Source organism: Ruegeria sp. YTSC106 (assembly GCF_059609765.1).
The window spans coordinates 377,977-399,130 of record NZ_JBXWMI010000002.1; the positions used below are offsets into that span (position 1 = coordinate 377,977).

Genomic DNA, 21,154 nt, shown 5'->3' on the forward strand with positions numbered 1-21,154 from the left:
CGTAGAGCTTAGGCTTGGCACACAGCCAGTTTGTGTACCATAGTGGACTTGCAAAGGCAGGGGAGAGCCTTTCGGGGAGGAGCCAGTGGCCAAGGCCGCAAGCCAGACTGAAATGCCGGTTGGCGTCATCGTGCGCAAGACACCCGGGGTCACACGTTGGGCCCGGTGGAACTGGCGTGCCGTTGCCCTTTTACCCGGCGCAGGAGCAGCCAACTGGCAGGAGCTGCGCCGTGAAGGCGATGCGGTCGAGTATCACGCCGCCACCCTGCCGCTGACGCTCTGGGCAGATGAAACCGAAGCCTACATGGTCAACCTGTCGGATGGACAGCCTTCGCTATACCTTGTGCTGCGAGACGAACTGAAGGGTGACACGCCCCTGAATGCAGTTCTGATCACCGCCTCTCCGTTCGAAGGGCAGGACTATGCGGATACCGGCGAAGAAATTGTCGAGAAAATCCCGATGACCGAAGGGCTGATCGCCTGGGTTCGGGATTTCACACTGAAACATCATCAGCACGAAGTTTTCGTCAAGCGCCGCCGCGATAAGAAACGGACCGATCTGGTGGAAGACGGCAAAGGTGACGCGCGTATCAGGCAGGAATCGGACGTTTACCGCGCCCCCAGGAAGGTGTTCCAATGACGCGGCCGCGTGATTTCTGGTCGCGCCGAAAGGCCGCTGTTCAGGCTGAAGCCGAAGCCGAGGTTCTGGTTGCGGAAGACCAAGTGATCGCGGCTCAGCAAGCGGAGCTGGATGAAAAGACTGACGCGGACATTCTTGCTGAGTTTGACCTACCCGATCCGGACATGTTGCAGCCCGGCGATGATGTATCGGGTTTTATGGCCAAGGCCGTGCCAGATCGCCTGCGTCGCCGCGCCCTTCGTCGGCTGTGGCGGTTGAACCCGGTTCTGGCCAATGTCGACGGGCTGGTTGATTATGGCGAGGACTATACCGATGCGGCCTGCGTGATCGAAAACATCCAGACCGCCTATCAAGTTGGCAAAGGCATGCTGGCGCATATCGAAGCACTGGCGGCCGACGCAGAAGAAACAACAGACGATGTCGTTGAAAGTGAAGCCGATACGCGTACTGAACCCGAGGCCGCGCCGGTCGAACCCGATCTAGTACCCGAGCCGGTTTCAGTCGCTCGGGCGGAAGAGCCGGAGGAATTCGACCTTCCCCCGGCACCACGTCGAATGATATTTGAATTTGAAGGATGACCGAATGACCGCAAGTGACGCGCATGCTCTGGACGTTTCAACCGAGGATCGCCTGCGCGCGGATTTCTACAACTTTCTGGGCTTGCTGCTGGCCGGCCCGCCCGACCAGATGCTGCTGGATCAGTTGGCTGGTCTGGGCGGCGATGACACTGACTTGGGCCAGGCCATTCAAGCCATGGCGCGGGTCGCCAAGGTCACCAAGCCCGCCGGGGCCGAGCGGGAATTCAATGCATTGTTCATCGGTTTGGGTCGGGGCGAATTGCTGCCCTATGCCAGCTTCTACCTGACGGGTTTCCTGAACGAAAAACCCTTGGCACAGCTGCGCAACGACATGGCGGTACGTGGGATCACACGTGCCCAAAACGTGTTTGAGCCTGAGGACAACATCGCATCATTGATGGAAATGATGGCCGGAATGATCGTTGGGCGTTTTGGCACCCCGGCCTCACTGGAAGACCAGAAAGCGTTCTGGAACAAACATATCGGCCCCTGGGCCACGCATTTCTATTCAGATTTGGAAGCCGCCGAGAACTCGGTTCTTTATGCATCCGTCGGCACCGCCGGTCGGGTTTTCATGGAGATCGAGCGCGAAGCATTCCGGATGACGGCGGGGTAACCCGCAAATCGCCGGTGTCCAATGGGCACCAAACCGCAATTGGGACAGGAGGAGCCCATGAGCAAGACCAAGGAAGAAGGCGCCACACGCCGCGACTTCCTCAAACTGGCCGGAACCGCAGCACCTGCTGCCGTTGCCGCCGCCAGCCTGACCGGGAAAGCCGAAGCGGCCGAGTTGCCGACCGACGATACCCGCATTCAGGATACTGCGCATACACGCGCCTACATCGAAAGCACCCGGTTCTAGGATCGGACGTTTTCACACCCGACTGACGGTTGCGATTGGCCCCGACGTCGGCTTCAGCAGTACCAAGCCAGCCGTGGCACACACGGCGCGCAAGGGAGGAAACAAATGCTTAGGAAAAAGACCAACGGGGTTGCGAGACGCCCCCAGCGGACAAGTATCCTGTCCCAGGTCGGCGAGAAAACCGTCGATCGCCGCGCATTCCTGCGTGGCTCGGGCCTGACGATCGGCGGCCTTGCCGCGATCAGCGCCACGGGTGGAACCGTGACGCCGGCCAGTGCCCAGACAGCGGCGAACACCGCCGTTGAAAACATCAAATCCGTATGCACCCACTGCTCGGTCGGCTGTACGGTCGTTGCCGAAGTGCAGAACGGTGTCTGGATCGGGCAGGAACCCGGTTGGGACAGCCCGTTCAACCTGGGTGCACACTGCGCCAAAGGGGCATCGGTTCGCGAGCACGCCCATGGCGAACGCCGCCTGAAATATCCGATGAAAAAGGAAGGCGGAGAGTGGAAGCGCATCAGCTGGGAAGAGGCGATCAACGAGATCGGCGACGGCATGATGAGTATCCGCGAAGAATCCGGGCCAGACAGCGTATACTGGTTGGGTTCCGCGAAACACAACAACGAACAGGCCTATCTGTTCCGCAAGTTCGCGGCCTATTGGGGCACGAACAACGTGGACCATCAGGCCCGTATCTGCCACTCGACCACTGTTGCTGGCGTTGCGAATACATGGGGCTACGGCGCCATGACCAATTCGTACAATGACATGCACAACAGCAAGGCGATCTTCATCATCGGCGGCAATCCGGCCGAGGCGCACCCCGTCTCGCTGCTGCATATTCTGCGCGCAAAAGAGCAGAACAACGCACCGCTGATCGTCTGCGACCCGCGCTTTACACGAACAGCGGCCCATGCGGATGAATATGTCCGTTTCCGTCCCGGCACAGATGTTGCGCTGGTCTGGGGTATCCTGTGGCACATCTTCGACAACGGTTGGGAAGACAAAGAGTTCATCCGCACCCGCGTCTGGGGCATGGATCAGATCCGCGAAGAAGTTGCCAAGTGGAACCCGGATGAGGTGGAACGCGTCACCGGTACTCCGGGGTCGCAGCTGAAGCGTGTTGCCCGCACGATGGCGAACAACCGTCCCGGTACGGTCGTCTGGTGTATGGGCGGTACACAGCACACCAACGGCAACAACAACACCCGCGCCTATTGCGTGCTGCAGCTTGCGCTCGGCAACATGGGCACCTCTGGTGGTGGCACCAATATCTTTCGTGGCCATGACAACGTTCAGGGCGCAACGGACCTAGGTGTTCTGTCCCACACCCTGCCCGGTTATTATGGCCTGTCAAAGGGAGCATGGGGCCACTGGGCACGTGTCTGGGGTGAAGAGCCTGAATGGCTGGCGGGTCAGTTCGCGTCGATCAAGGACAAGGAAGGCAAGGATAAGTCGCTGCAGAATGAGCGTGGCATTCCGGTCTCCCGCTGGATCGACGGTGTTCTGGAAGATCCGGCGAACATGGATCAGGACAACAACGTCCGCGCCATGGTTCTGTGGGGTCATGCGCCGAACTCGCAAACGCGGGGCCCGGAAATGAAGACGGCAATGGAAAAGCTGGACATGCTGGTGGTAATCGACCCGTACCCCACCGTTTCTGCCGTTCTGCATGACCGCACCGATGGCGTTTACCTGCTGCCGGCCTGCACACAGTTTGAAACGCGGGGCTCGGTCACGGCTTCGAATCGTTCGCTGCAATGGCGTGATAAGGTGGTAGATCCGCTGTTCGAAAGCTTGCCGGACGAGGTCATCATGGCCAAGTTCGCCAACAAGTTCGGCTGGGCGGATCGGCTCTTCCGCAATATCGAGATGGAAGACCCGGAAACCCCGAATGTTGAAAGCATCACGCGTGAGTTCAACTCGGGCCTCTGGACCATCGGATATACCGGTCAGTCGCCGGAACGCCTGAAAAGCCACATGGCCAACCAGCACACGTTCGACAGAACCACGCTGCAAGCCATTGGTGGACCAAACGACGGCGAGTATTACGGTCTGCCCTGGCCCTGTTGGGGCACCGCCGAGATGGGTCATACGGGGACACCAAACCTCTATGACATGTCCAAACCGGTGGCCGAAGGCGGCCTGACCTTCCGCGCCCGCTTCGGTGTGGAACGCGATGGTGACAACCTGCTGGCCGAAGGGGTCTATAGCGTCGGATCCGAAATTCAGGATGGATACCCTGAATTCACGATGCAGATGCTGATGGACCTTGGCTGGGATGGCGATCTGACGGCTGAGGAACGCGCGGCGATTGATGCCGTGGCAGGACCAGAGACCAACTGGAAAACCGACCTGTCCGGCGGTATCCAGCGGGTTGCAATCGCCCATGGCTGTGCGCCCTTCGGGAACGCCAAAGCCCGCGCGGTTGTCTGGACCTTCCCGGATCCGATCCCACTGCATCGCGAACCGCTCTATACGAACCGGCGCGATCTGGTGGAGGACTATCCGACCTACGAGGACCGTCAGGCCTATCGTCTGCCGACCTTGTATGCCTCAATTCAAAAGAACGACTTTTCAAAGGATTATCCGATAATCCTCACGTCAGGTCGTCTGGTCGAATACGAAGGCGGCGGCGATGAAACCCGGTCTAATCCATGGCTGGCTGAACTGCAGCAGGACATGTTCGTCGAGATCAATCCCCGCGATGCCAACAACCTTGGTATTCGGGACGGGGCGCAGGTTTGGGTGGAAGGTCCCGAAGGCGGCAAGGTCAAGGTGATGGCGATGCTGACCAACAGGGTCGGTGCCGGCGTGGCGTTTATGCCATTCCACTTCGGCGGCCATTTCCAGGGTCAGGATTTGCGGGACAAATACCCCGCAGGCGCTGACCCCTATGTGCTGGGTGAAAGTTCCAACACCGCCCAGACCTATGGCTATGATTCAGTGACCCAGATGCAGGAGACCAAAGCGACTCTCTGCAAGATCTCGGCAGCGTAAGGAGGACGATAAATGGCTAGAGCAAAGTTTCTCTGCGACGCTGAACGCTGCATCGAGTGCAACGCCTGCGTAACTGCGTGTAAGAACGAGCACGAGGTGCCCTGGGGCATCAACCGCCGCAGGGTGGTGACGATCAATGACGGTAATCCGGGCGAACGCTCTATTTCGGTGGCCTGCATGCATTGTTCCGACGCGCCCTGCATGGCGGTTTGCCCTGTCGACTGCTTCTATCAAAACGAAGAAGGGGTCGTCCTGCACTCGAAGGACCTGTGCATTGGCTGCGGCTATTGCTTCTACGCGTGCCCATTCGGCGCGCCGCAATACCCGCAGGCTGGTAACTTCGGATCGCGTGGCAAGATGGACAAATGTACCTTCTGTGCCGGCGGCCCCGAGGAAACGCATTCGACCGCAGAGTTCGCCAAATATGGTCGCAACCGGATCGCCGAGGGCAAACTGCCCATCTGCGCCGAGATGTGCTCCACCAAGGCCCTGCTCGCTGGTGACGGCGACGTGGTGTCCGCAGTTTACCGTGAACGCGTCGTGGCGCGCGGTTTCGGCTCGGGCGCCTGGGGTTGGGGTACTGCCTACGACCAGAAAGACGGGTAAAACCCGGCCTTAGAAAAATGGCCTCCCGCCACGTGCGGGAGGCTTTCCGGATGCTTCGAGCAGGGATCCGTTTCCTGCATTGGCACAACAATCTATTTTAGAGGCGCACATGACCAATGATGTTTACTGGCTGCTGAAACTTGACCTAGATCTGGATAAAAAGGGTGAGTTCGAAGCGCTTATGGCAGAGATGGTCGCGGCCACGCAGCAGGAGACCGGCGCCAGAAGCTATGAATGGCACATGACCGGTTCGGCCGTCCATATCTTCGAACGCTACGCCAGTTCCGAAGATGCCATGATACATATGCAGAATTTCGGTGCGCATTTTGCTGAACGTTTTCTGGCCCTTCTGACGCCAGTGGGATTGGACGTTTATGGTCCGGCCAAGGATGATCTTCGCGAAGCACTCACGCCAGTCGGCGCCGTTTTTCACCAGCAAATCGGTGGATTTGACCGCTGATATGAAAATGCACAGGAGGATACCCCTATGCGCCTGATTCAGTACCTGCTCGTTTCGATTTTTCTAACCGGAGCCGCATGGGCGCAAGAGACCTCTGAACCCACGGCGGATGAGCGCACCTCGACCGGCGGAGCGACAACCCTGGAAGATATTCTTGCCCGGCAACGTGGTGAGAATGTCGACAACAGATATCGCTCTGAGAATACCGGTCAGGGCAATGCAGAGGGGTTGCTGGGCCAGCTTGGCACGCGCGGCGTGGCCTCGGACAGCGACGTATACCGCGCATTGCGCTACGGCTCGGCTGATGTGACGGTGTCGTCGCATGGCCCTGCGGCGAGCGTGTTGATTCAGGATGGCGGCATGTGGTGGCTGAACTTCCGCACCGGGCCACTACGCGAATACGGCACCTATATCGTTGCCGGGATGCTGGGTATCATCCTGCTGTTTTTCCTGATCCGTGGCAAAATACGCATCGACGGTGAAAAAACCGGCCGTACGGTCACGCGTTTCAACGGGTTTGAACGGTTTGGTCATTGGCTTTTTGCGGGGTCGTTCCTGATCCTTGGTGCAACTGGCCTGCTGACGCTTTACGGGCGTGACTTCCTGATCCCGCTGTTCGGGAAGGAAGGGTTTGCCACCATTGCGCAAGGTTGCAAGTGGCTGCACAACAATCTGGCCTGGGCCTTCATGCTTGGCCTGATCATCGTCACGGTAAACTGGATCGCCCATAACATCCCCAACCGCGTGGATCTGAAATGGCTGGCCGCAGGCGGCGGATTGTTCACCAAGAACAGCCACCCGCCGGCAAAGAAGTTCAACGCGGGCCAAAAGATCATCTTCTGGGCGTGCATCCTGCTGGGCGCATCGATTAGCCTGTCGGGTCTGTCGCTGTTGTTCCCGTTCGAGATGCCCTTGTTTGCAAAAACCTTCCAGATCGCCAATTCGACCGGTATTCCGCAAATGATGGGCCTGAACCTGCCGGTGCAGATGTCGCCGCAGGAAGAGATGCAATACGCCCAAGTCTGGCATGTGATGGTGGCTTATGTGTTCATTGCGATCATCGTGGCGCATATCTATCTCGGCTCTGTCGGAATGGAGGGCGCCTTTGACGCCATGGGCACCGGCGAGGTCGAAGAACAATGGGCGCGCGAACACCACTCGCTGTGGCTGGAGGAAGTTCAGGAAAAAGAGGCAGGCAAGGCCGCCGCCTCACCCGCTGAATAGATGCGGGGGCTGGTTCTGGCCCTGGCGCTGATCCCGCTGCCCGCCTTGGCCGAATTCTTCACACTCAAAGGGCACGGCGGCCCAATCATGGGAATCGCCACAGCCCCGGACGGGCGTATCGCAACGGCCAGTTTCGACAATTCCGTCGGGCTATGGGTTGATCAGAACCCCGAATGGCTGGAGGGCCATGAAGCCGCCGTGAACGCTGTTGCCTTCAATGGTACTGCCATCTATTCCGCCGGAGATGACTTCACTCTGCGCAAGTGGCCCGGTGGCGACGTGGTTGGGCGCCATCAGGGCAAGATCGTTGGTCTGGCAGCGTCCAAGACACACGTTGCGACCGCCAGTTGGGACGGAACAATCGGGGTGTGGCCCGTAAACGGAACCGGCCCCACTACTCTTGGGCCAACCGGAAGCGGTGTGAACGCCGTGGTGTTTTCTTCTGACGGCACACAGCTTTATTCGGCAGGTATGGATGGATCGCTGCGCATCTGGGACGTGATGAGTGGACAAGAGATCACCCGTCTCATCGAACACGGGTTCGGCATCAATGAACTGGTCCTGAATGAACCAGACAACTGGATCGCTTACGGTGCTGTTGATGGCGTGACCCGAATACTGGACCTTTCCACGGGTGAAGAACGTGATTTTACGCTGGATCGCCGACCCATCCTTGCCTTGGCACTCAGCCCGGATCGCAGGCTTCTCGCCGTGGGTGACGGCGAAGGTTATATCATGGTCATCGATACCGCCGAATGGCGTATCACGCGGGATTTTCGCGCGACGTTGCGAGGGCCAGTCTGGGCCCTGGCCTTTTCCGTCGATGGTGAAAACATCCATGCGGGCGGAATAGACGAGGCCATGTACAGTTGGCCCGTAACCGCCTTTTCCGACCAGCAACAAATGGCGGCAGCAGAGCCGAGTTTCCTCAAAAACCCTGACGAGATGGACAATGGTGAGCGTCAGTTCGCGCGCAAATGTTCAATCTGCCACAGCCTGACACCCGACAGCGAACGCCGCGCAGGTCCTACCTTACACGGGGTTTTCGGCAGACGGGCCGGTACGTCGCCCGGATATTTATACTCGGACACGCTGCAAGGCTCTGACATCATTTGGAATGACGAAACAATAAATGCTCTTTTCGACGAAGGGCCTGACCATTACATTCCGGGGTCTAAGATGCCGATGCAGCGAATTACGGCAGCTCAGGATCGTCAGGATCTTATTGCTTTTCTGCGCCGCGCAACGGGTGCCCGGAACTGAACTGGAGGAGACCATGAAAGCCTTTCTTGCCGCAGTCGCCGCAATGGTCGTCATTGCAGTAGCAGCGCCTTTTGTGCTGGAGCAGATCGGATTCAGCGCCGCCGACGCCACGTCCGGCTCTGCCGTGCGCCTCGACTGAATGTCGCAATACCTGACCACCCGCGAACTGGCCGATCTGCTGCGCATTGGCGAGCGCAAAGCCTATGATCTCGCCTCGTCAGGCGAGGTGCCCTGCGTGCGCGCCATGGGCAAACTGCTGTTCCCGCGCGCCGAGGTTCTTGCCTGGCTCAACGCTTCGCGATCCGGTCCACAGGTTGCCGAACCGCCCCTGCCCCAGATTGTTGCCGGCAGCCACGATCCCCTGTTGGACTGGGCGCTGCGCGAAAGCGGTTCGGGGCTTGCCACCTATTACGACGGTTCTTTTGACGGGCTGACAAGGCTGAGTGAACGCAACGCTCAGGCTGCGGTGTTGCACATCCACGAAGATGGAGGGTTCAACAAAGACTCTCTTCGGGGCGCCCTTGGCGAAGCACCGGTGATCCTGTACGAAGTCGCCCGGCGCAAGCGCGGGCTGCTTCTTGCCCCGGGCGTATCGGATATCAGAACATTCGAAGATCTCAAGTCGCGCCGCCTAATCATGCGTCAGGACAGTGCAGCCAGCCAACGCCTGTTCGAAACACAGCTTGAAGCACATGGCATGTGCCGAGACGATCTGGACGTAACCCCCGGCTGCGCACGCACCGAAGAGGAACTGGCCATCGCCCTTCACGACCAAAAGGCCGAGGTTGGCTTTGGGTTGGGTGCTTTGGCAGGGCTTTACAATCTGGGTTTCGTCTCCACCCATTCCGAGAGGCTGGATTTGGCGATTTGGCGCAGGTCATATTTTGATCCGCCAATGCAAAAACTGATAACGCTGCTGCGCTCGGATCAATTTGCGCAAAGGGCCCGTGAATTCGGTGGCTACGACCTGTCAGGCCTGGGCACGATACACCACAACGGTGCCAGCGGGTGAACCATCACCCACCTTGTTCCTTGTCATGGTACTTCTGCCGCAGGCCAGCTATTGGGCGTTCGGAAAGAACACCTGCTGCCCGTCCAGCCTGAAAGACGCGATCGCCTCCTGCCCGTCCGGCCCCGTCAGCCAGTCGATAAAGCGTTGACCGGCAGCTGCCCGCACATGCGGGTGTTTTTCAGGATTCACGAGGATCACACCGTATTGATTGAACAGGCGCGGATCCCCCTCGACCAGAACGCCAAGGTTTCCCCGGTTTCCAAAAGACAACCACGTGGCCCGATCCGTCAGCGTATAGGCATCCATTCCACTGGCCACGTTCAGCGTCGCCCCCATACCAGATCCGGTCTCGCGATACCAAGCACCTGAAGCCTCGGCAGGGTCCAGCCCGGCCGCGGACCAATGGCCCAGCTCGGCCTTGTGCGTTCCGCTGTCGTCACCACGAGATGCAAACGGAACTTCCGCCTCGGCGATTCTTGAGAGCGCGGCCAACACATCGGTGCCGCCGCGAATTCCAGCAGGGTCAGACTTGGGGCCTATCAGAACGAAATCATTATACATCAGATCCTTCCGCTCCACGCCCCAACTGTCAGCAACGAACTTCTCCTCAGCCGGTTTGGAGTGAACCAAAAGAACATCCCCGTCCCCGTTGATGGCGTTGCGAATGGCCTGACCGGTGCCCACTGCCACAACACGGACATCGATACCTGATTCGGCTTCGAACCACGGCAGGATGTAATCCAACAGTCCCGAGTTCTGCGTTGACGTTGTCGACTGCACCACAATAAATGGTTCTTCTGCTGAAACCGCGCTGGTCAACAGGCCCAAAGCTATCACCGCTGCCCGAATTGGTTTCCGGAACATCACACTCTCCTCTTTCTCTTTTTCAGGTAACCAATCCGCCCGCCAAATAGCGGCGCGACGCATCGCTTTCGGGAGAATCCAAGACCTGTTTTGCCGCACCGTGTTCCACGACATGTCCGCCCTGCATCATGACCACGTCCGAGGCCAAACGGCGTGCCTGACCGATATCATGTGTCACCATCACGATCCGCACAGCTCGAGCCGAAGCCCGTAATATCATTCGTTCAATCATCTGGGTCGCGCTTGGATCCAGTGCGCTGGTGGGCTCGTCCAGAAACAAAGTCTCGGGGCTCAATGCCAGCGCCCGTAGAATCGCCAACCGCTGCGCTTCCCCTCCGGACAATGATCGCGCGGGTTGTCTGGCCTTGCCGTCCAGCCCGCCTTCGGTCAGCAATTCGGCGATGCGGGCCTTTCGTGCCGTTCGCCCCATGCCTTGACGCTTTAGAACGAAGTCAAGGTTTGCCGCAACTGATCGACGCAGTAGAACCGGTTTCTGAAACACCATGGCCTGGCGGGCTTTTTGTGCCGCGCCAAGCGGTTTTCCATCTTGGACGACCTGCCCCCGATCCGGAGTGATCAGCCCGTGCAGACAGCGCAGCAACAGGCTTTTGCCTGCACCGTTGGGGCCAAGGATCAAGGTTGGCCCCGGCCCATCCAATACCAATGACGAGACGTCCAACAACGCCTTGCCACTACTGCGGATTTGCAGGTTCTCGACCTTCAGGCAATTCACCATGTCGCAGAGCAGGTCACGCATGGCGCACCCCCTCCTGTTCGGCGCGCAGGCTGACCGCGCTCACCATCGCGTTCACGGCCACCGCTATCCCAATCAGGATTGCCCCCAAGGCCAGTGCCAGCGCCAGATTTCCCTTCGAGGTTTCCAGCGCGATGGTTGTGGTCATCACGCGCGTAACATGGTTGATGTTGCCGCCCACAATGATCACCGCGCCCACCTCGGCAATGGCGCGCCCAAACCCCGCAAGCAAGGCCGTGACCAATGCCAGCCGTGCATCCCACAGCAGCACAGGGACCGATGCAAGCCGTGACACGCCCAGTGATCGCAACTGTTCAGAGTACTCCTCGGCCAGCATTTCAACCACCTGTCGGGTCAGCGCGGCAACAATAGGAGTGACCAACACGACCTGAGCGATGATCATTGCCGTCGGGGTATACAAAAGCTCGAGCACACCCAGCGGGCCAGAACGGGACAGCATCAGATAGACCAGCAACCCCACAACCACGGGTGGGAACCCCATCAAGGCGTTCATCAGAACGATCAGCATCCGCCGTCCCGGAAACCGGGCCACAGCCAAAGAAGCACCGACAGGCATGCCAATCAGGGCAGAAATCAGAACCGCAAACACGGATACTTTAAGGGACAACAGCACAATCGCCCAAAGCTCTGGGTCTCCCTCAAAGATCAGAGCGATCGCAGAATTGAATTCTGATGCAAATCCATGCATTTTTTTCCACTTTTTCTGCATTCCGTACGAAATGCGCTCTTTTACAAGCAAATACTACTCTGTTTTTGGTTTGAGTACAGACACATATCCGGCATTCTAAATGAAAAACGCGGCCCCGATTGGGACCGCGTCTCAATTCGTGAATAGAGGGCTGAAGTTAATTCAGCGCAGCTTCGGTGATCTGATGCGTCCAAGCCCCTTCGGGCTTTTTGGTGATAACCGGATCGGAACCGCCTGCCAGCAGAGTGTTGACAGTGCGGTCGAAATCAGCCGGGTCCAGCGCTCCGTTCGACCCTGCGGTCAACTTGGCGATCTCACCCATCATACGCTTTTGGTGTTCTTCCGTCTGGGCACCGGTTGCATCGTTTTCCAAAACGATTTCCGCCGCTTCGTCTGGATTCTCCTCCGCATATTTCCAACCCTTCATCGACGCGCGAACGAACCGCTCCATCTTGTCAGTGAAGGCCGCATCGCTCAGGTTCTCTTCCAGAACGTAAAGACCATCTTCCAGCGTCGCCACGCCCTGGTCTTCGTACTTGAAGGTCACCAGTTCATCCGGGCTGACACCGGCATCAATGACCTGCCAGTATTCATTGTAGGTCATGGTGCTGATGCAATCCGCCTGACGCTGAAGCAACGGGTCCACGTTAAAGCCCTGCTTCAGAACTTCCACGCCGTTTTCGCCTTTGCCATCAGTGCTGATGCCCAACTGGCTCATCCAGCTCATGAACGGAAACTCGTTGCCAAAGAACCAGACGCCCAGCGTGCGGTTCTTAAGGTCTTCGGGTGCCGCGATCCCGGCATCTTTCCAGCAAGTCAGCATCATGCCCGAGCTTTTGAACGGCTGCGCGATATTGACCAGAGGCAAACCCTTTTCGCGTGCAGCCAGCGCGGCGGGCATCCATTCAACGGTCACGTCAGCGCCGCCACCTGCGATCACCTGCGTCGGTGCAATGTCTGGTCCGCCGGGAAGAATGGTGACGTCCAGCCCCTCTTCTTCGTAAAAGCCCTTGTCCTTGGCAACGTAGTAGCCCGCGAATTGTGCTTGCGTGACCCATTTCAGTTGCAATGTCACCTCGTCCGCAGCCAGCGCCGCACTGGCTGCCAGACCAAAGGCGGCAACCGCCCCGCTGAGTAGCTTGTTCATCTTCAATTCTCCTAGTTGCTTGTTGTGCCCCAATTTCGGGGTCTGTTGATTTCCTTGTTTTATCCGCGCTGTGACGGGTGCCAGAAGGTCACCACTTTTTCGATCCCCGCCACCAGACCATAAAAAGCTGTACCTGCGAGTGCCGCAACAACGATTTCGGCCCAGACCATGTCTAATGACAGTTGCCCGACGCTGGTAGATATCCGGAACCCCATACCAAGTGTCGGTGAACCGAAGAACTCAGCCACGATAGCGCCGATCAGCGCCAAAGTGGTGGAAATCTTCAGCCCGTTGAAAATGAAGGGCATCGCCGCAGGCAGTCGCAACTTCAAAAAGCTCTGCCAATAGGTTGCGGCATAAGTCTCCATCAGGTCGCGCTGCATCGAGGTGGCCTCACGAAGCCCGGCCACGGTGTTCACGAGCATCGGAAAGAACACCATCACAACCACCACCGCCGCTTTGGAATGCCAGTCAAACCCAAACCACATCACCAGAATGGGGGCGGTCCCGACAATCGGCAGGGCGGCCACGAAATTGCCGACCGGCAACAGGCCCAGACGCAGGAAATCCCAGCGATCCACCGCAATCGCCATCAGAAAGGCCGCAAAGCACCCGATGACATAGCCGCTTAACGCGCCCTTGATGATGGTCTGCACAAAGTCAGCCCACAGGATCGGAAGGCTGTCCGCAAACCGCACCGCAATCACCGATGGCGCTGGCAGGATGACCAGTGGAACCTCAAGGCCGCGCACCAAAAGCTCCCAGATCCCGATGACAGTCAGTCCAAAGATCAAGGGGGCCAGAAACCGCACCATTCGGGTATCGGCGTAAGGCCCACTGGCCAACCGACTGTTCAACCACCAGCCAAAAAGCCAAAGCAGGATAGCACAGAAAACCAGTATCATTGCGCCATCCCCATCCGTTTCAGTACGGCCCGTTCAATCAGCCCCAGCAGCCCGACCAGGCACGCCGCCAGAATGGCTGCAGCAAACAGGGCCGACCAGATCTGTACCGTTTGCCCGTAATAGCTGCCGGCAAGCAACCGCGCGCCCAGACCTGCGACGGCGCCTGTCGGAAGCTCACCAACAATGGCACCGACCAGCGATGCAGCGATCCCAATCTTGAGCGACGTGAACAGATACGGCATCGACGCAGGCAATTGCAGCTTCCAGAAACCCTGAGACCGGCTTGCGTTATACGTCCGCAACAAGTCCAGTTGCATCGCATCAGGACTGCGCAATCCTTTGACCATGCCAACAACAACCGGGAAGAAACTCAGATAGGCCGATATAATCGCCTTGGGAATGATCCCTTGAATACCAATGGAGTACAGAACAACAATGATCATCGGCGCAAGCGCGATGATCGGAATAGTCTGACTCACAATCGCCCAGGGCATGACCGACAAATCCATCACGCGGCTATGCACGATCCCGACTGCGAGCAGAATGCCCAGCCCGGTGCCAATCGCAAATCCCAGCATCGTAGCACTCAGCGTGACCCAGCCGTGATAGATCAGCGACCGTTTCGAGGTAATCTTTTTCTGGACCGTCGTCTCCCACATCTCGATGGCGACCTGATGCGGGGCCGGCAGTCGAGGCCTGTCCTGTTCCCACGTGGCCGGGATGGCGAAGGCGTTGTTCAAAACAAGACCAACCTCGGACATGTCACGCCGGTCCTTGGCGGATGGCGGCTGCACCACGGCCCCCGCACGTTCCTGTTCGGTCAACACGCCCTTTATGTTCATCGGAATGCAGGCCACGTACCAGAACAGAACAATTGCGGCGACGACGGTGAATACGGCAATGACCTGCTTCATGCACGCCACTCCATCCTATAGACAGGCACGGTATCCGGCGGCACGGGGGGTTCTTCGGCCGTCACTTCGAACCCTTCGCGGCGATAAAAGCGTTGCGCCGACGTATTGGGCCGGTGCGTCGTCAGACAGAGAAAATCGCGGCCCTCTTTTGCTTTGTCGACAAAGCGCTTGCCGATACCCTGTCCCCTCCGGCCGCAATACAGCGCACCGATTTTGTTCTGTGTCGGGTCCACTGACATGTAGCAATCGACCGGATCACCGGCGACCCACATTTCACGGTCGTCGAATGCGTCGCTGATCAGTTTCGCCAACTCTTCTACCGGCAGTTCATCGGGCATCCAGTCTGTTTGCGTGACCCAGTCATGAACAACCCTGGCGCAGGCTGGCACATCACCTGGAGCCGCACGCCGGATCCTATCCGCATTCAGCTTAGTCGTCATTGGAATGCCCACCCCGCAAACCTTCCCGGACGCGATACGCGACCTCAATGAACTCCGGAGTGTCACGAATATCCAGCGGCCGCTCCTTGGGCAACGGGCTGTCAATCACATCAGCAATCCGCCCAGGCCGCGGGCTCATCACCACGATCTTTGTGCTCAGGTAAACCGCCTCGGGAATGGAGTGTGTCACGAATCCGATCGTCTTTTCCGTCCGCGCCCAGAGCTCAAGAAGCTGCTCGTTCAGGTGGTCCCGCACGATCTCATCCAGCGCCCCGAACGGCTCGTCCATCAGCAGGATATCCGCATCGAAGGCAAGGGCACGCGCGATACTGGCCCTCTGCTGCATCCCGCCCGACAACTGCCAGGGAAACTTGCCGCCAAACCCTTCCAGATCAACAAGTTCCAGTACCCTTTTCACCTGCTCATCCTGTTCGACAGCGGTGAATCCCATTATCTCAAGAGGCAGTTTTATGTTCTTGGCAATTGTGCGCCAGGGATAAAGGCCCGCAGCCTGAAAGACATACCCGTACGCCCGGTTTCGACGCGCCTCATCGGGGGTCATGCCATTGACGGTCAGCGTCCCGCCCGTAGGTATCTCAAGGGCTGCGATGCAGCGCAGAAAGGTGGTTTTGCCACAACCGGACGGACCGATGAAACTGACGAAATCGCCCTTTTCAATTGTCAGGTTCACGTCCTTGAGGGCGTGTACTGGCCCATCGTTGGTCTGGAATGTCAGGTCTAGCTGCCTTGCCTCGATGACGGGCCGGGTCGTGCTTTCAGTGTTCATTTTATTGCCTTGAGAAGAGTGGTGCCAGGGCCGCCTGCAAGGCCGCCCCAACTGATCAAACACCGGTCGCCGGAATTCCCGTCCGCTCGACAGGCCTTGGGGCCGTCAGTTCTTTCCAGGTGCTCAGCGCCTTGTTGACGGTAGTGTTCGCCTCGCGCGCGACAAAGTCCCCATGACCTTCCTGCGTGCGGATTTCACCGTCATGCACCGCCACCTGTCCCCGTGTCAGGGTAAAGCGTGGCAGACCTTTGACCTCCTTGCCCTCAAACACGTTGTAGTCAATCGAGGATTGCTGGGAACCGGCACTGATCGTTTTGGATTTCTCAGGATCCCAAACGACAAGATCAGCATCTGCACCTACCAGAACTGCGCCCTTTTTAGGATAGCAATTCAAAATCTTGGCAATGTTTGTTGAAGTAACAGCTACGAATTCATTCGGCGTCAGGCGCCCTGTGTTGACCCCATGCGTCCACAGCATCGGCATCCGATCTTCCAGCCCGCCGGTGCCGTTCGGTATCTTGGTGAAATCCCCAACGCCAAAGCGTTTCTGTTCGGTTGTGAAGGCGCAATGATCGGTTGCAACCACGCTCAACGTTCCGGATTGCAGGCCGTTCCACAGACTGTCCTGATGCTGTTTGTTCCGGAACGGAGGGCTCATGACCCGTCGCGCCGCGTGGTCCCAATCCTGATTGAAGTATTCACTTTCGTCCAATGTCAGGTGCTGGATCAGGGGCTCTCCCCACACTCGCTTACCCTGCATTTTCGCCCGGCGGATAGCTTCATGCGCCTCTTCACACGAGGTGTGTACAACGTAAAGCGGCACACCCGCCATGTCCGCAATCATGATCGCCCGGTTGGTGGCTTCACCTTCCACCTGCGGCGGGCGCGAATACGCATGTGCTTCGGGGCCGGTGTTCCCTTCGGCAAGCAGCTTGGCACTCAGTTCTGCCACCACATCCCCGTTCTCGGCATGAACCAGGGCAGTACCGCCAAGCTCCGCAAGACGCTTGAACGAGGCGAACAGCTCATCATCATTCACCATCAGCGCACCCTTGTAGGCCATGAAATGTTTGAAGGTGTTGATACCGCGCGTCTCGATCACGGTTTTGATGTCGTCGAACACCTGTTCTCCCCACCAGGTCACCGCCATGTGGAACGAATAGTCACAATTCGCCCGTGTCGACTTGTTGTCCCAACGTTTCAGCGCATCCAGCAGGCTTTCACCAGGGTTGGGAAGAGCAAAATCGACAACCATCGTCGTGCCGCCGGCCAAGGCCGCCCGCGTCCCGCTTTCAAAGTCATCGCTGGAATAAGTGCCCATGAACGGCATTTCGAGATGGGTATGGGGATCAATCCCGCCCGGCATCACAAAACAGCCGGTTGCGTCCAGCTCCTTGTCCCCCGTCAGGTTCATACCGATTTCGGTGATCACGCCACCGTCGACCAATACGTCCGCCCTGTAAGTCAGGTCCGCAGTGACAACGGTTCCATTTTTGATAACAGTACTCATTTTGAACTCCCTGATGCGGTCTACGCCGCTTGCTTCATCTGGCCAAAAATATCCCGGGGGAGTCGCCCTCGGGGCGACGGGGGGCAGCGCCCCCTATTCCACGATTTTGGCAGTCTCGACCACGGCGTGCAGCAGAACATCCGCCCCGGCTGCCGCCCATTCCTTGCTGATTTCCTCGGCCTCGTTATGGCTCAGCCCATCAACACAGGGGCACATGACCATCGCGGTCGGAGCAACCCTGTTGATCCAACAGGCGTCATGCCCCGCACCCGAAATGATATCGGTGTGCGAATAGCCCAGCCGTTCGGCTGCGTTTCGCACGGCAGACACGCAAGCTTCGTCAAATTTCACCGGATCGAACCCACCGACTTTCTCGAATTCGATCTGAAGGCCCATCTCGTCAACGATATCCTCGGCAGCCACCCGCAGGCGGTTTTCCATGTCGGTGATCACCTCCAGCTCGGGCGAGCGGAAATCGACCGTAAACACCACCTTGCCCGGGATCACATTGCGTGAGTTCGGATAGACATCGATATGCCCCGCCGCACCCACCGCATGCGGAGCATGAGACCAGGCGATCTCGTCGACTTTTTCCAGGATCCGCGCCATGGCCAGCCCGGCATTCTTGCGCATCGGCATCGGTGTCGATCCGGTATGAGCATCCTTGCCCGTTACCGTGATCTGCGTCCAACTCAGCCCCTGTCCATGGGTGACGACGCCGATATCGTTGCCTTCGGCTTCAAGGATCGGCCCCTGTTCGATATGCAGCTCAAAGAACGCATGCATCTTGCGGGCGCCCACCTCTTCATCGCCTCGCCAGCCGATACGGTTCAACTCATCCCCGAACTTTTTGCCCTCAGCGTCTTCGCGGTTATATGCCCAATCCTGCGTGTGCATCCCTGCAAACACGCCCGAGGATAGCATAGCCGGTGCGTAACGCGTGCCTTCTTCGTTTGTCCAGTTGGTGGCGACGATCGGATGTTTTGTCTTGATCCCTAGGTCGTTCAGCGTCCGGATCAGTTCCAGCCCACCCAAGACACCCAGCACACCATCGTATTTACCTCCCGTAGGCTGCGTATCCAGATGCGATCCCACGTAAACCGGCAACGCGTCCGGGTCGGTGCCTTCGCGGAGGGCGAACATGTTGCCCATCTGATCGAGCCCCATGGTACAGCCCGCTTCCTCGCACCACTTCTGGAACAGGGCGCGGCCTTCCGCGTCTTCATCCGTCAGGGTCTGGCGATTGTTGCCACCGGCGACACCCGGGCCGATCTTGGCCATCTCCATCAGGCTGTCCCACAACCTGTCGCCATTGATCCTGAGATTCTGCGCCGGAGCTGCCATGTTCATCTTCCCTGTTTGCTTGCGATTTAGCTCGCTTTTGGTGTCTTGATTTGACCATATGGTCAAACTCACGCTATCACGGGTTTGGTATCAGTCAAGAATTTGCGCGGCACGGCTGAAATTTTCAGTGTATTCCGCACCTGTTCGACGAAAAAAGAGACACGTTGAAAACATGCCAAAAGACCGCGCACCGACTCGCATTCAGAAAAAGAACCGTGCTGCGATTCTAGAGGCTGCCCTGAACGTGTTTTCTGCTCACGGGTTTCGCGGAGCAACCGTTGATCAGATTGCGGCCGAAGCGGGTCTGAGCAAACCGAACCTGCTGTATTATTTCCCTTCAAAAGAGGCGATCCATACAGAGCTGCTTTCCGGGTTGTTAGAGACCTGGCTGGCCCCGCTGCACGACCTGGACGCAAAAGGCGATCCTATGGAAGAAATCCTGGCATACATTCGGCGCAAGTTGCAGATGAGTCAGGAGTTACCACGCGAAAGCCGCCTTTTCGCCAACGAGCTTGTGCAGGGCGCACCGCGCATTCATGATGCTTTGTCCAATGATCTCAAGGCACTGGTCGACGAAAAGACCACGATCCTTACCGGCTGGATGGATCAGGGAAAAATCGCACGGGTGCATCCCTACCACCTGATGTTTTCGATCTGGGCCTTGACACAGCACTATGCTGATTTCGATGTTCAGGTTCGTGCAATTCTGGGCAACGAAGATCCGTTCGAGGGCGCAGAAACCTTTGTTGATACTTTGTACCGAAAACTTCTGAGCCCCTGAAAAAAGGGGCCGCAACAACGGCCCCTTGACGATCTGTCGCAATCCCCTCATTCGGCCGCTTTGGCCATCGGGTTGTTCGGATGCGTCGTCCAGTTCGCATAAGTTGGCTGAACTTCTTTTCCGGTTCGGGGATCAACCTCGCCCGCTGCCATCGGCACCATATCGATGCAGCCTTCGATCGGGCAAACATCGACGCAGAGGTTACAGGCGACGCATTCGTCATCCATCACCTCGAAGACGCGGTCCTCGGACATGGAAATCGCCTGATGGCTGGTGTCTTCACAGGCCGCGTAACACCGGCCACACTTGATGCACTGATCCTGATCGATCTTGGCTTTGGCGATGTAGTTGAGGTTCAGATACTGCCAGTCGGTGACATTGGGCACCGCACGCCCGATCACCTCGTCGACGCTTGAATATCCCTTTTCGTCCATCCACTCCGACAGACCCGCCGTCAGTTCGTCGATGATCTTGAAGCCATAGGTCATCGCGGCTGTACACACCTGAACGTTGCCACAGCCCAACGAGATGAACTCGGCCGCATCGCGCCATGTGGTGACGCCGCCGATGCCGGAAATGGGCAGGCCTCGCGTCGCCTCGGCCCGCGCGATCTCGGACACCATCGACAGGGCAATCGGCTTTACTGCCGGGCCGCAATACCCACCGTGACTACCCCTGCCGTCAATCGAAGGTTCAGGGCTGAACGTGTCCAGATTGACGCTGGTGATCGAATTGATTGTGTTGATCAGCGACACCGCATCCGCGCCGCCATTTCTGGCGGCCGCAGCCGGTTTACGGATGTCAGTTATGTTTGGCGTAAGCTTCACGATGACCGGGCGGTCATAGTATTTCTTGCACCAGCGTGTGACCATCTCGATATATTCCGGAACCTGCCCAACGGCCGAGCCCATACCGCGTTCGCTCATCCCATGCGGACAGCCGAAGTTCAGCTCGATCCCGTCGGCACCAGTCTCAGCCACACGCGGCAGTATCGCCTTCCACGCCTCTTCCTCGCATGGCACCATGATTGACGCGATCAGAGCACGGTCCGGGTAATCTGATTTGACCCGCGCCATTTCCTCAAGGTTTACCTCAAGCGGACGATCAGTGATCAGTTCAATATTGTTAAGGCCCAGCAATCTGCGATCAGCGCCATAAATTGCGCCATAACGCGGGCCATTCACGTTCACGACCGGAGGTCCCTCGGACCCAAGAGTTTTCCAGACAACGCCACCCCATCCCGCTTCGAACGCGCGGCGAACGTTGTATTCCTTGTCCGTCGGCGGCGCAGAGGCCAGCCAGTACGGGTTGGGGCTGGAAATGCCCAGAAAGTTTGTCGTCAGATCGGCCATGG

At 58.1% G+C, this 21,154-nt stretch carries 23 protein-coding genes; 12 read left to right on the top strand and 11 right to left on the bottom strand.

Features of this window, described 5'->3' with window-relative positions; genetic code table 11:
* Nucleotides 1–85: 85 nt before the first annotated feature.
* From AC2FEB_RS04085 to AC2FEB_RS04135, 11 genes are all read left to right on the top strand, one after another.
* A complete protein-coding gene (locus tag AC2FEB_RS04085) occupies nucleotides 86–640 on the top strand; it encodes a DUF3305 domain-containing protein (RefSeq protein WP_299896325.1) in 555 nt (184 codons plus the stop codon).
* On the top strand, nucleotides 637–1,218 hold the full coding sequence (locus tag AC2FEB_RS04090) for a DUF3306 domain-containing protein (RefSeq protein WP_496671770.1): 582 nt from the start codon (nucleotides 637–639) through the stop codon (nucleotides 1,216–1,218). The genes AC2FEB_RS04085 and AC2FEB_RS04090 overlap by 4 nt, the downstream gene beginning before the upstream one ends.
* A 4-nt stretch (nucleotides 1,219–1,222) precedes the next feature.
* The gene (locus tag AC2FEB_RS04095) at nucleotides 1,223–1,834 is read left to right on the top strand and encodes a TorD/DmsD family molecular chaperone (protein ID WP_117869253.1); all 612 of its coding nucleotides are present in this window, start codon (nucleotides 1,223–1,225) and stop codon (nucleotides 1,832–1,834) included.
* Nucleotides 1,835–1,891: 57 nt separating this feature from the next.
* Nucleotides 1,892–2,080: a ubiquinol-cytochrome c reductase iron-sulfur subunit N-terminal domain-containing protein gene (locus tag AC2FEB_RS04100; RefSeq protein WP_117869254.1), complete on the top strand. Its 189-nt coding sequence runs from the start codon at nucleotides 1,892–1,894 to the stop codon at nucleotides 2,078–2,080.
* 105 nt (nucleotides 2,081–2,185) lie between these two features.
* Nucleotides 2,186–5,080, top strand: a complete 2,895-nt coding sequence (locus AC2FEB_RS04105) for a formate dehydrogenase subunit alpha (protein ID WP_496671766.1) — start codon at nucleotides 2,186–2,188, stop codon at nucleotides 5,078–5,080.
* A 12-nt stretch (nucleotides 5,081–5,092) separates the two neighbouring features.
* The gene (gene fdh3B, locus AC2FEB_RS04110) at nucleotides 5,093–5,686 is read left to right on the top strand and encodes a formate dehydrogenase FDH3 subunit beta (protein ID WP_010439472.1); all 594 of its coding nucleotides are present in this window, start codon (nucleotides 5,093–5,095) and stop codon (nucleotides 5,684–5,686) included.
* Between the two features lie 109 nt (nucleotides 5,687–5,795).
* The gene (locus AC2FEB_RS04115; protein WP_117869256.1) at nucleotides 5,796–6,146 is read left to right on the top strand and encodes a putative quinol monooxygenase; all 351 of its coding nucleotides are present in this window, start codon (nucleotides 5,796–5,798) and stop codon (nucleotides 6,144–6,146) included.
* A gap of 27 nt (nucleotides 6,147–6,173) precedes the next feature.
* Nucleotides 6,174–7,370 carry a formate dehydrogenase subunit gamma gene (locus AC2FEB_RS04120; protein ID WP_496671762.1) on the top strand — a complete coding sequence of 399 codons (1,197 nt, stop codon included), beginning with the start codon at nucleotides 6,174–6,176 and terminating at the stop codon, nucleotides 7,368–7,370.
* Nucleotides 7,371–8,633: a c-type cytochrome gene (locus AC2FEB_RS04125; RefSeq protein WP_496883847.1), complete on the top strand. Its 1,263-nt coding sequence runs from the start codon at nucleotides 7,371–7,373 to the stop codon at nucleotides 8,631–8,633.
* A gap of 13 nt (nucleotides 8,634–8,646) precedes the next feature.
* On the top strand, nucleotides 8,647–8,772 hold the full coding sequence (locus tag AC2FEB_RS04130; protein ID WP_256369669.1) for a hypothetical protein: 126 nt from the start codon (nucleotides 8,647–8,649) through the stop codon (nucleotides 8,770–8,772).
* Nucleotides 8,773–9,645: a substrate-binding domain-containing protein gene (locus AC2FEB_RS04135; RefSeq protein WP_496671755.1), complete on the top strand. Its 873-nt coding sequence runs from the start codon at nucleotides 8,773–8,775 to the stop codon at nucleotides 9,643–9,645.
* 48 nt (nucleotides 9,646–9,693) lie between these two features.
* Here AC2FEB_RS04135 and AC2FEB_RS04140 read toward each other — a convergent pair whose 3' ends face one another.
* The 10 genes from AC2FEB_RS04140 to AC2FEB_RS04185 all read right to left on the bottom strand — a co-directional run bounded on the left by AC2FEB_RS04140 (nucleotide 9,694) and on the right by AC2FEB_RS04185 (nucleotide 19,019).
* Entirely contained in the window at nucleotides 9,694–10,509 is an 816-nt protein-coding gene (locus AC2FEB_RS04140; protein ID WP_496671752.1) for an ABC transporter substrate-binding protein, read from the bottom strand.
* Nucleotides 10,510–10,531: 22 nt separating this feature from the next.
* A complete protein-coding gene (locus AC2FEB_RS04145; protein ID WP_117869261.1) occupies nucleotides 10,532–11,266 on the bottom strand; it encodes an ATP-binding cassette domain-containing protein in 735 nt (244 codons plus the stop codon).
* Nucleotides 11,259–11,972 (bottom strand): ABC transporter permease, encoded by a 714-nt coding sequence (locus tag AC2FEB_RS04150; protein WP_496883848.1) that lies wholly within the window; start codon nucleotides 11,970–11,972, stop codon nucleotides 11,259–11,261. The genes AC2FEB_RS04145 and AC2FEB_RS04150 overlap by 8 nt, the downstream gene beginning before the upstream one ends.
* Nucleotides 11,973–12,129: 157 nt before the next feature.
* A complete protein-coding gene (locus AC2FEB_RS04155; RefSeq protein WP_496671745.1) occupies nucleotides 12,130–13,119 on the bottom strand; it encodes an ABC transporter substrate-binding protein in 990 nt (329 codons plus the stop codon).
* A gap of 59 nt (nucleotides 13,120–13,178) precedes the next feature.
* Nucleotides 13,179–14,024: an ABC transporter permease gene (locus AC2FEB_RS04160; RefSeq protein ID WP_299896290.1), complete on the bottom strand. Its 846-nt coding sequence runs from the start codon at nucleotides 14,022–14,024 to the stop codon at nucleotides 13,179–13,181.
* Nucleotides 14,021–14,938, bottom strand: coding sequence for an ABC transporter permease (locus tag AC2FEB_RS04165; protein WP_117869265.1), 918 nt, complete (start codon nucleotides 14,936–14,938; stop codon nucleotides 14,021–14,023). Before AC2FEB_RS04165 ends, AC2FEB_RS04160 begins: the two co-directional genes overlap by 4 nt.
* On the bottom strand, nucleotides 14,935–15,378 hold the full coding sequence (locus AC2FEB_RS04170) for a GNAT family N-acetyltransferase (RefSeq protein WP_496717313.1): 444 nt from the start codon (nucleotides 15,376–15,378) through the stop codon (nucleotides 14,935–14,937). The genes AC2FEB_RS04165 and AC2FEB_RS04170 overlap by 4 nt, the downstream gene beginning before the upstream one ends.
* Nucleotides 15,368–16,165 carry an ABC transporter ATP-binding protein gene (locus tag AC2FEB_RS04175; protein WP_496883849.1) on the bottom strand — a complete coding sequence of 266 codons (798 nt, stop codon included), beginning with the start codon at nucleotides 16,163–16,165 and terminating at the stop codon, nucleotides 15,368–15,370. Before AC2FEB_RS04175 ends, AC2FEB_RS04170 begins: the two co-directional genes overlap by 11 nt.
* A 55-nt stretch (nucleotides 16,166–16,220) precedes the next feature.
* Nucleotides 16,221–17,675: a dihydropyrimidinase gene (hydA, locus tag AC2FEB_RS04180; RefSeq protein ID WP_496883850.1), complete on the bottom strand. Its 1,455-nt coding sequence runs from the start codon at nucleotides 17,673–17,675 to the stop codon at nucleotides 16,221–16,223.
* A 93-nt stretch (nucleotides 17,676–17,768) separates the two neighbouring features.
* Nucleotides 17,769–19,019, bottom strand: a complete 1,251-nt coding sequence (locus AC2FEB_RS04185) for a Zn-dependent hydrolase (RefSeq protein WP_496717310.1) — start codon at nucleotides 19,017–19,019, stop codon at nucleotides 17,769–17,771.
* 172 nt (nucleotides 19,020–19,191) lie between these two features.
* On the opposite strand from AC2FEB_RS04185, the gene AC2FEB_RS04190 reads away from it, so the two are divergent.
* Entirely contained in the window at nucleotides 19,192–19,800 is a 609-nt protein-coding gene (locus AC2FEB_RS04190; protein ID WP_496671738.1) for a TetR family transcriptional regulator C-terminal domain-containing protein, read from the top strand.
* A 47-nt stretch (nucleotides 19,801–19,847) separates the two neighbouring features.
* Here AC2FEB_RS04190 and preA read toward each other — a convergent pair whose 3' ends face one another.
* Nucleotides 19,848–21,152, bottom strand: a complete 1,305-nt coding sequence (gene preA, locus AC2FEB_RS04195) for an NAD-dependent dihydropyrimidine dehydrogenase subunit PreA (RefSeq protein ID WP_496671735.1) — start codon at nucleotides 21,150–21,152, stop codon at nucleotides 19,848–19,850.
* Nucleotides 21,153–21,154: the final 2 nt, after the last annotated feature.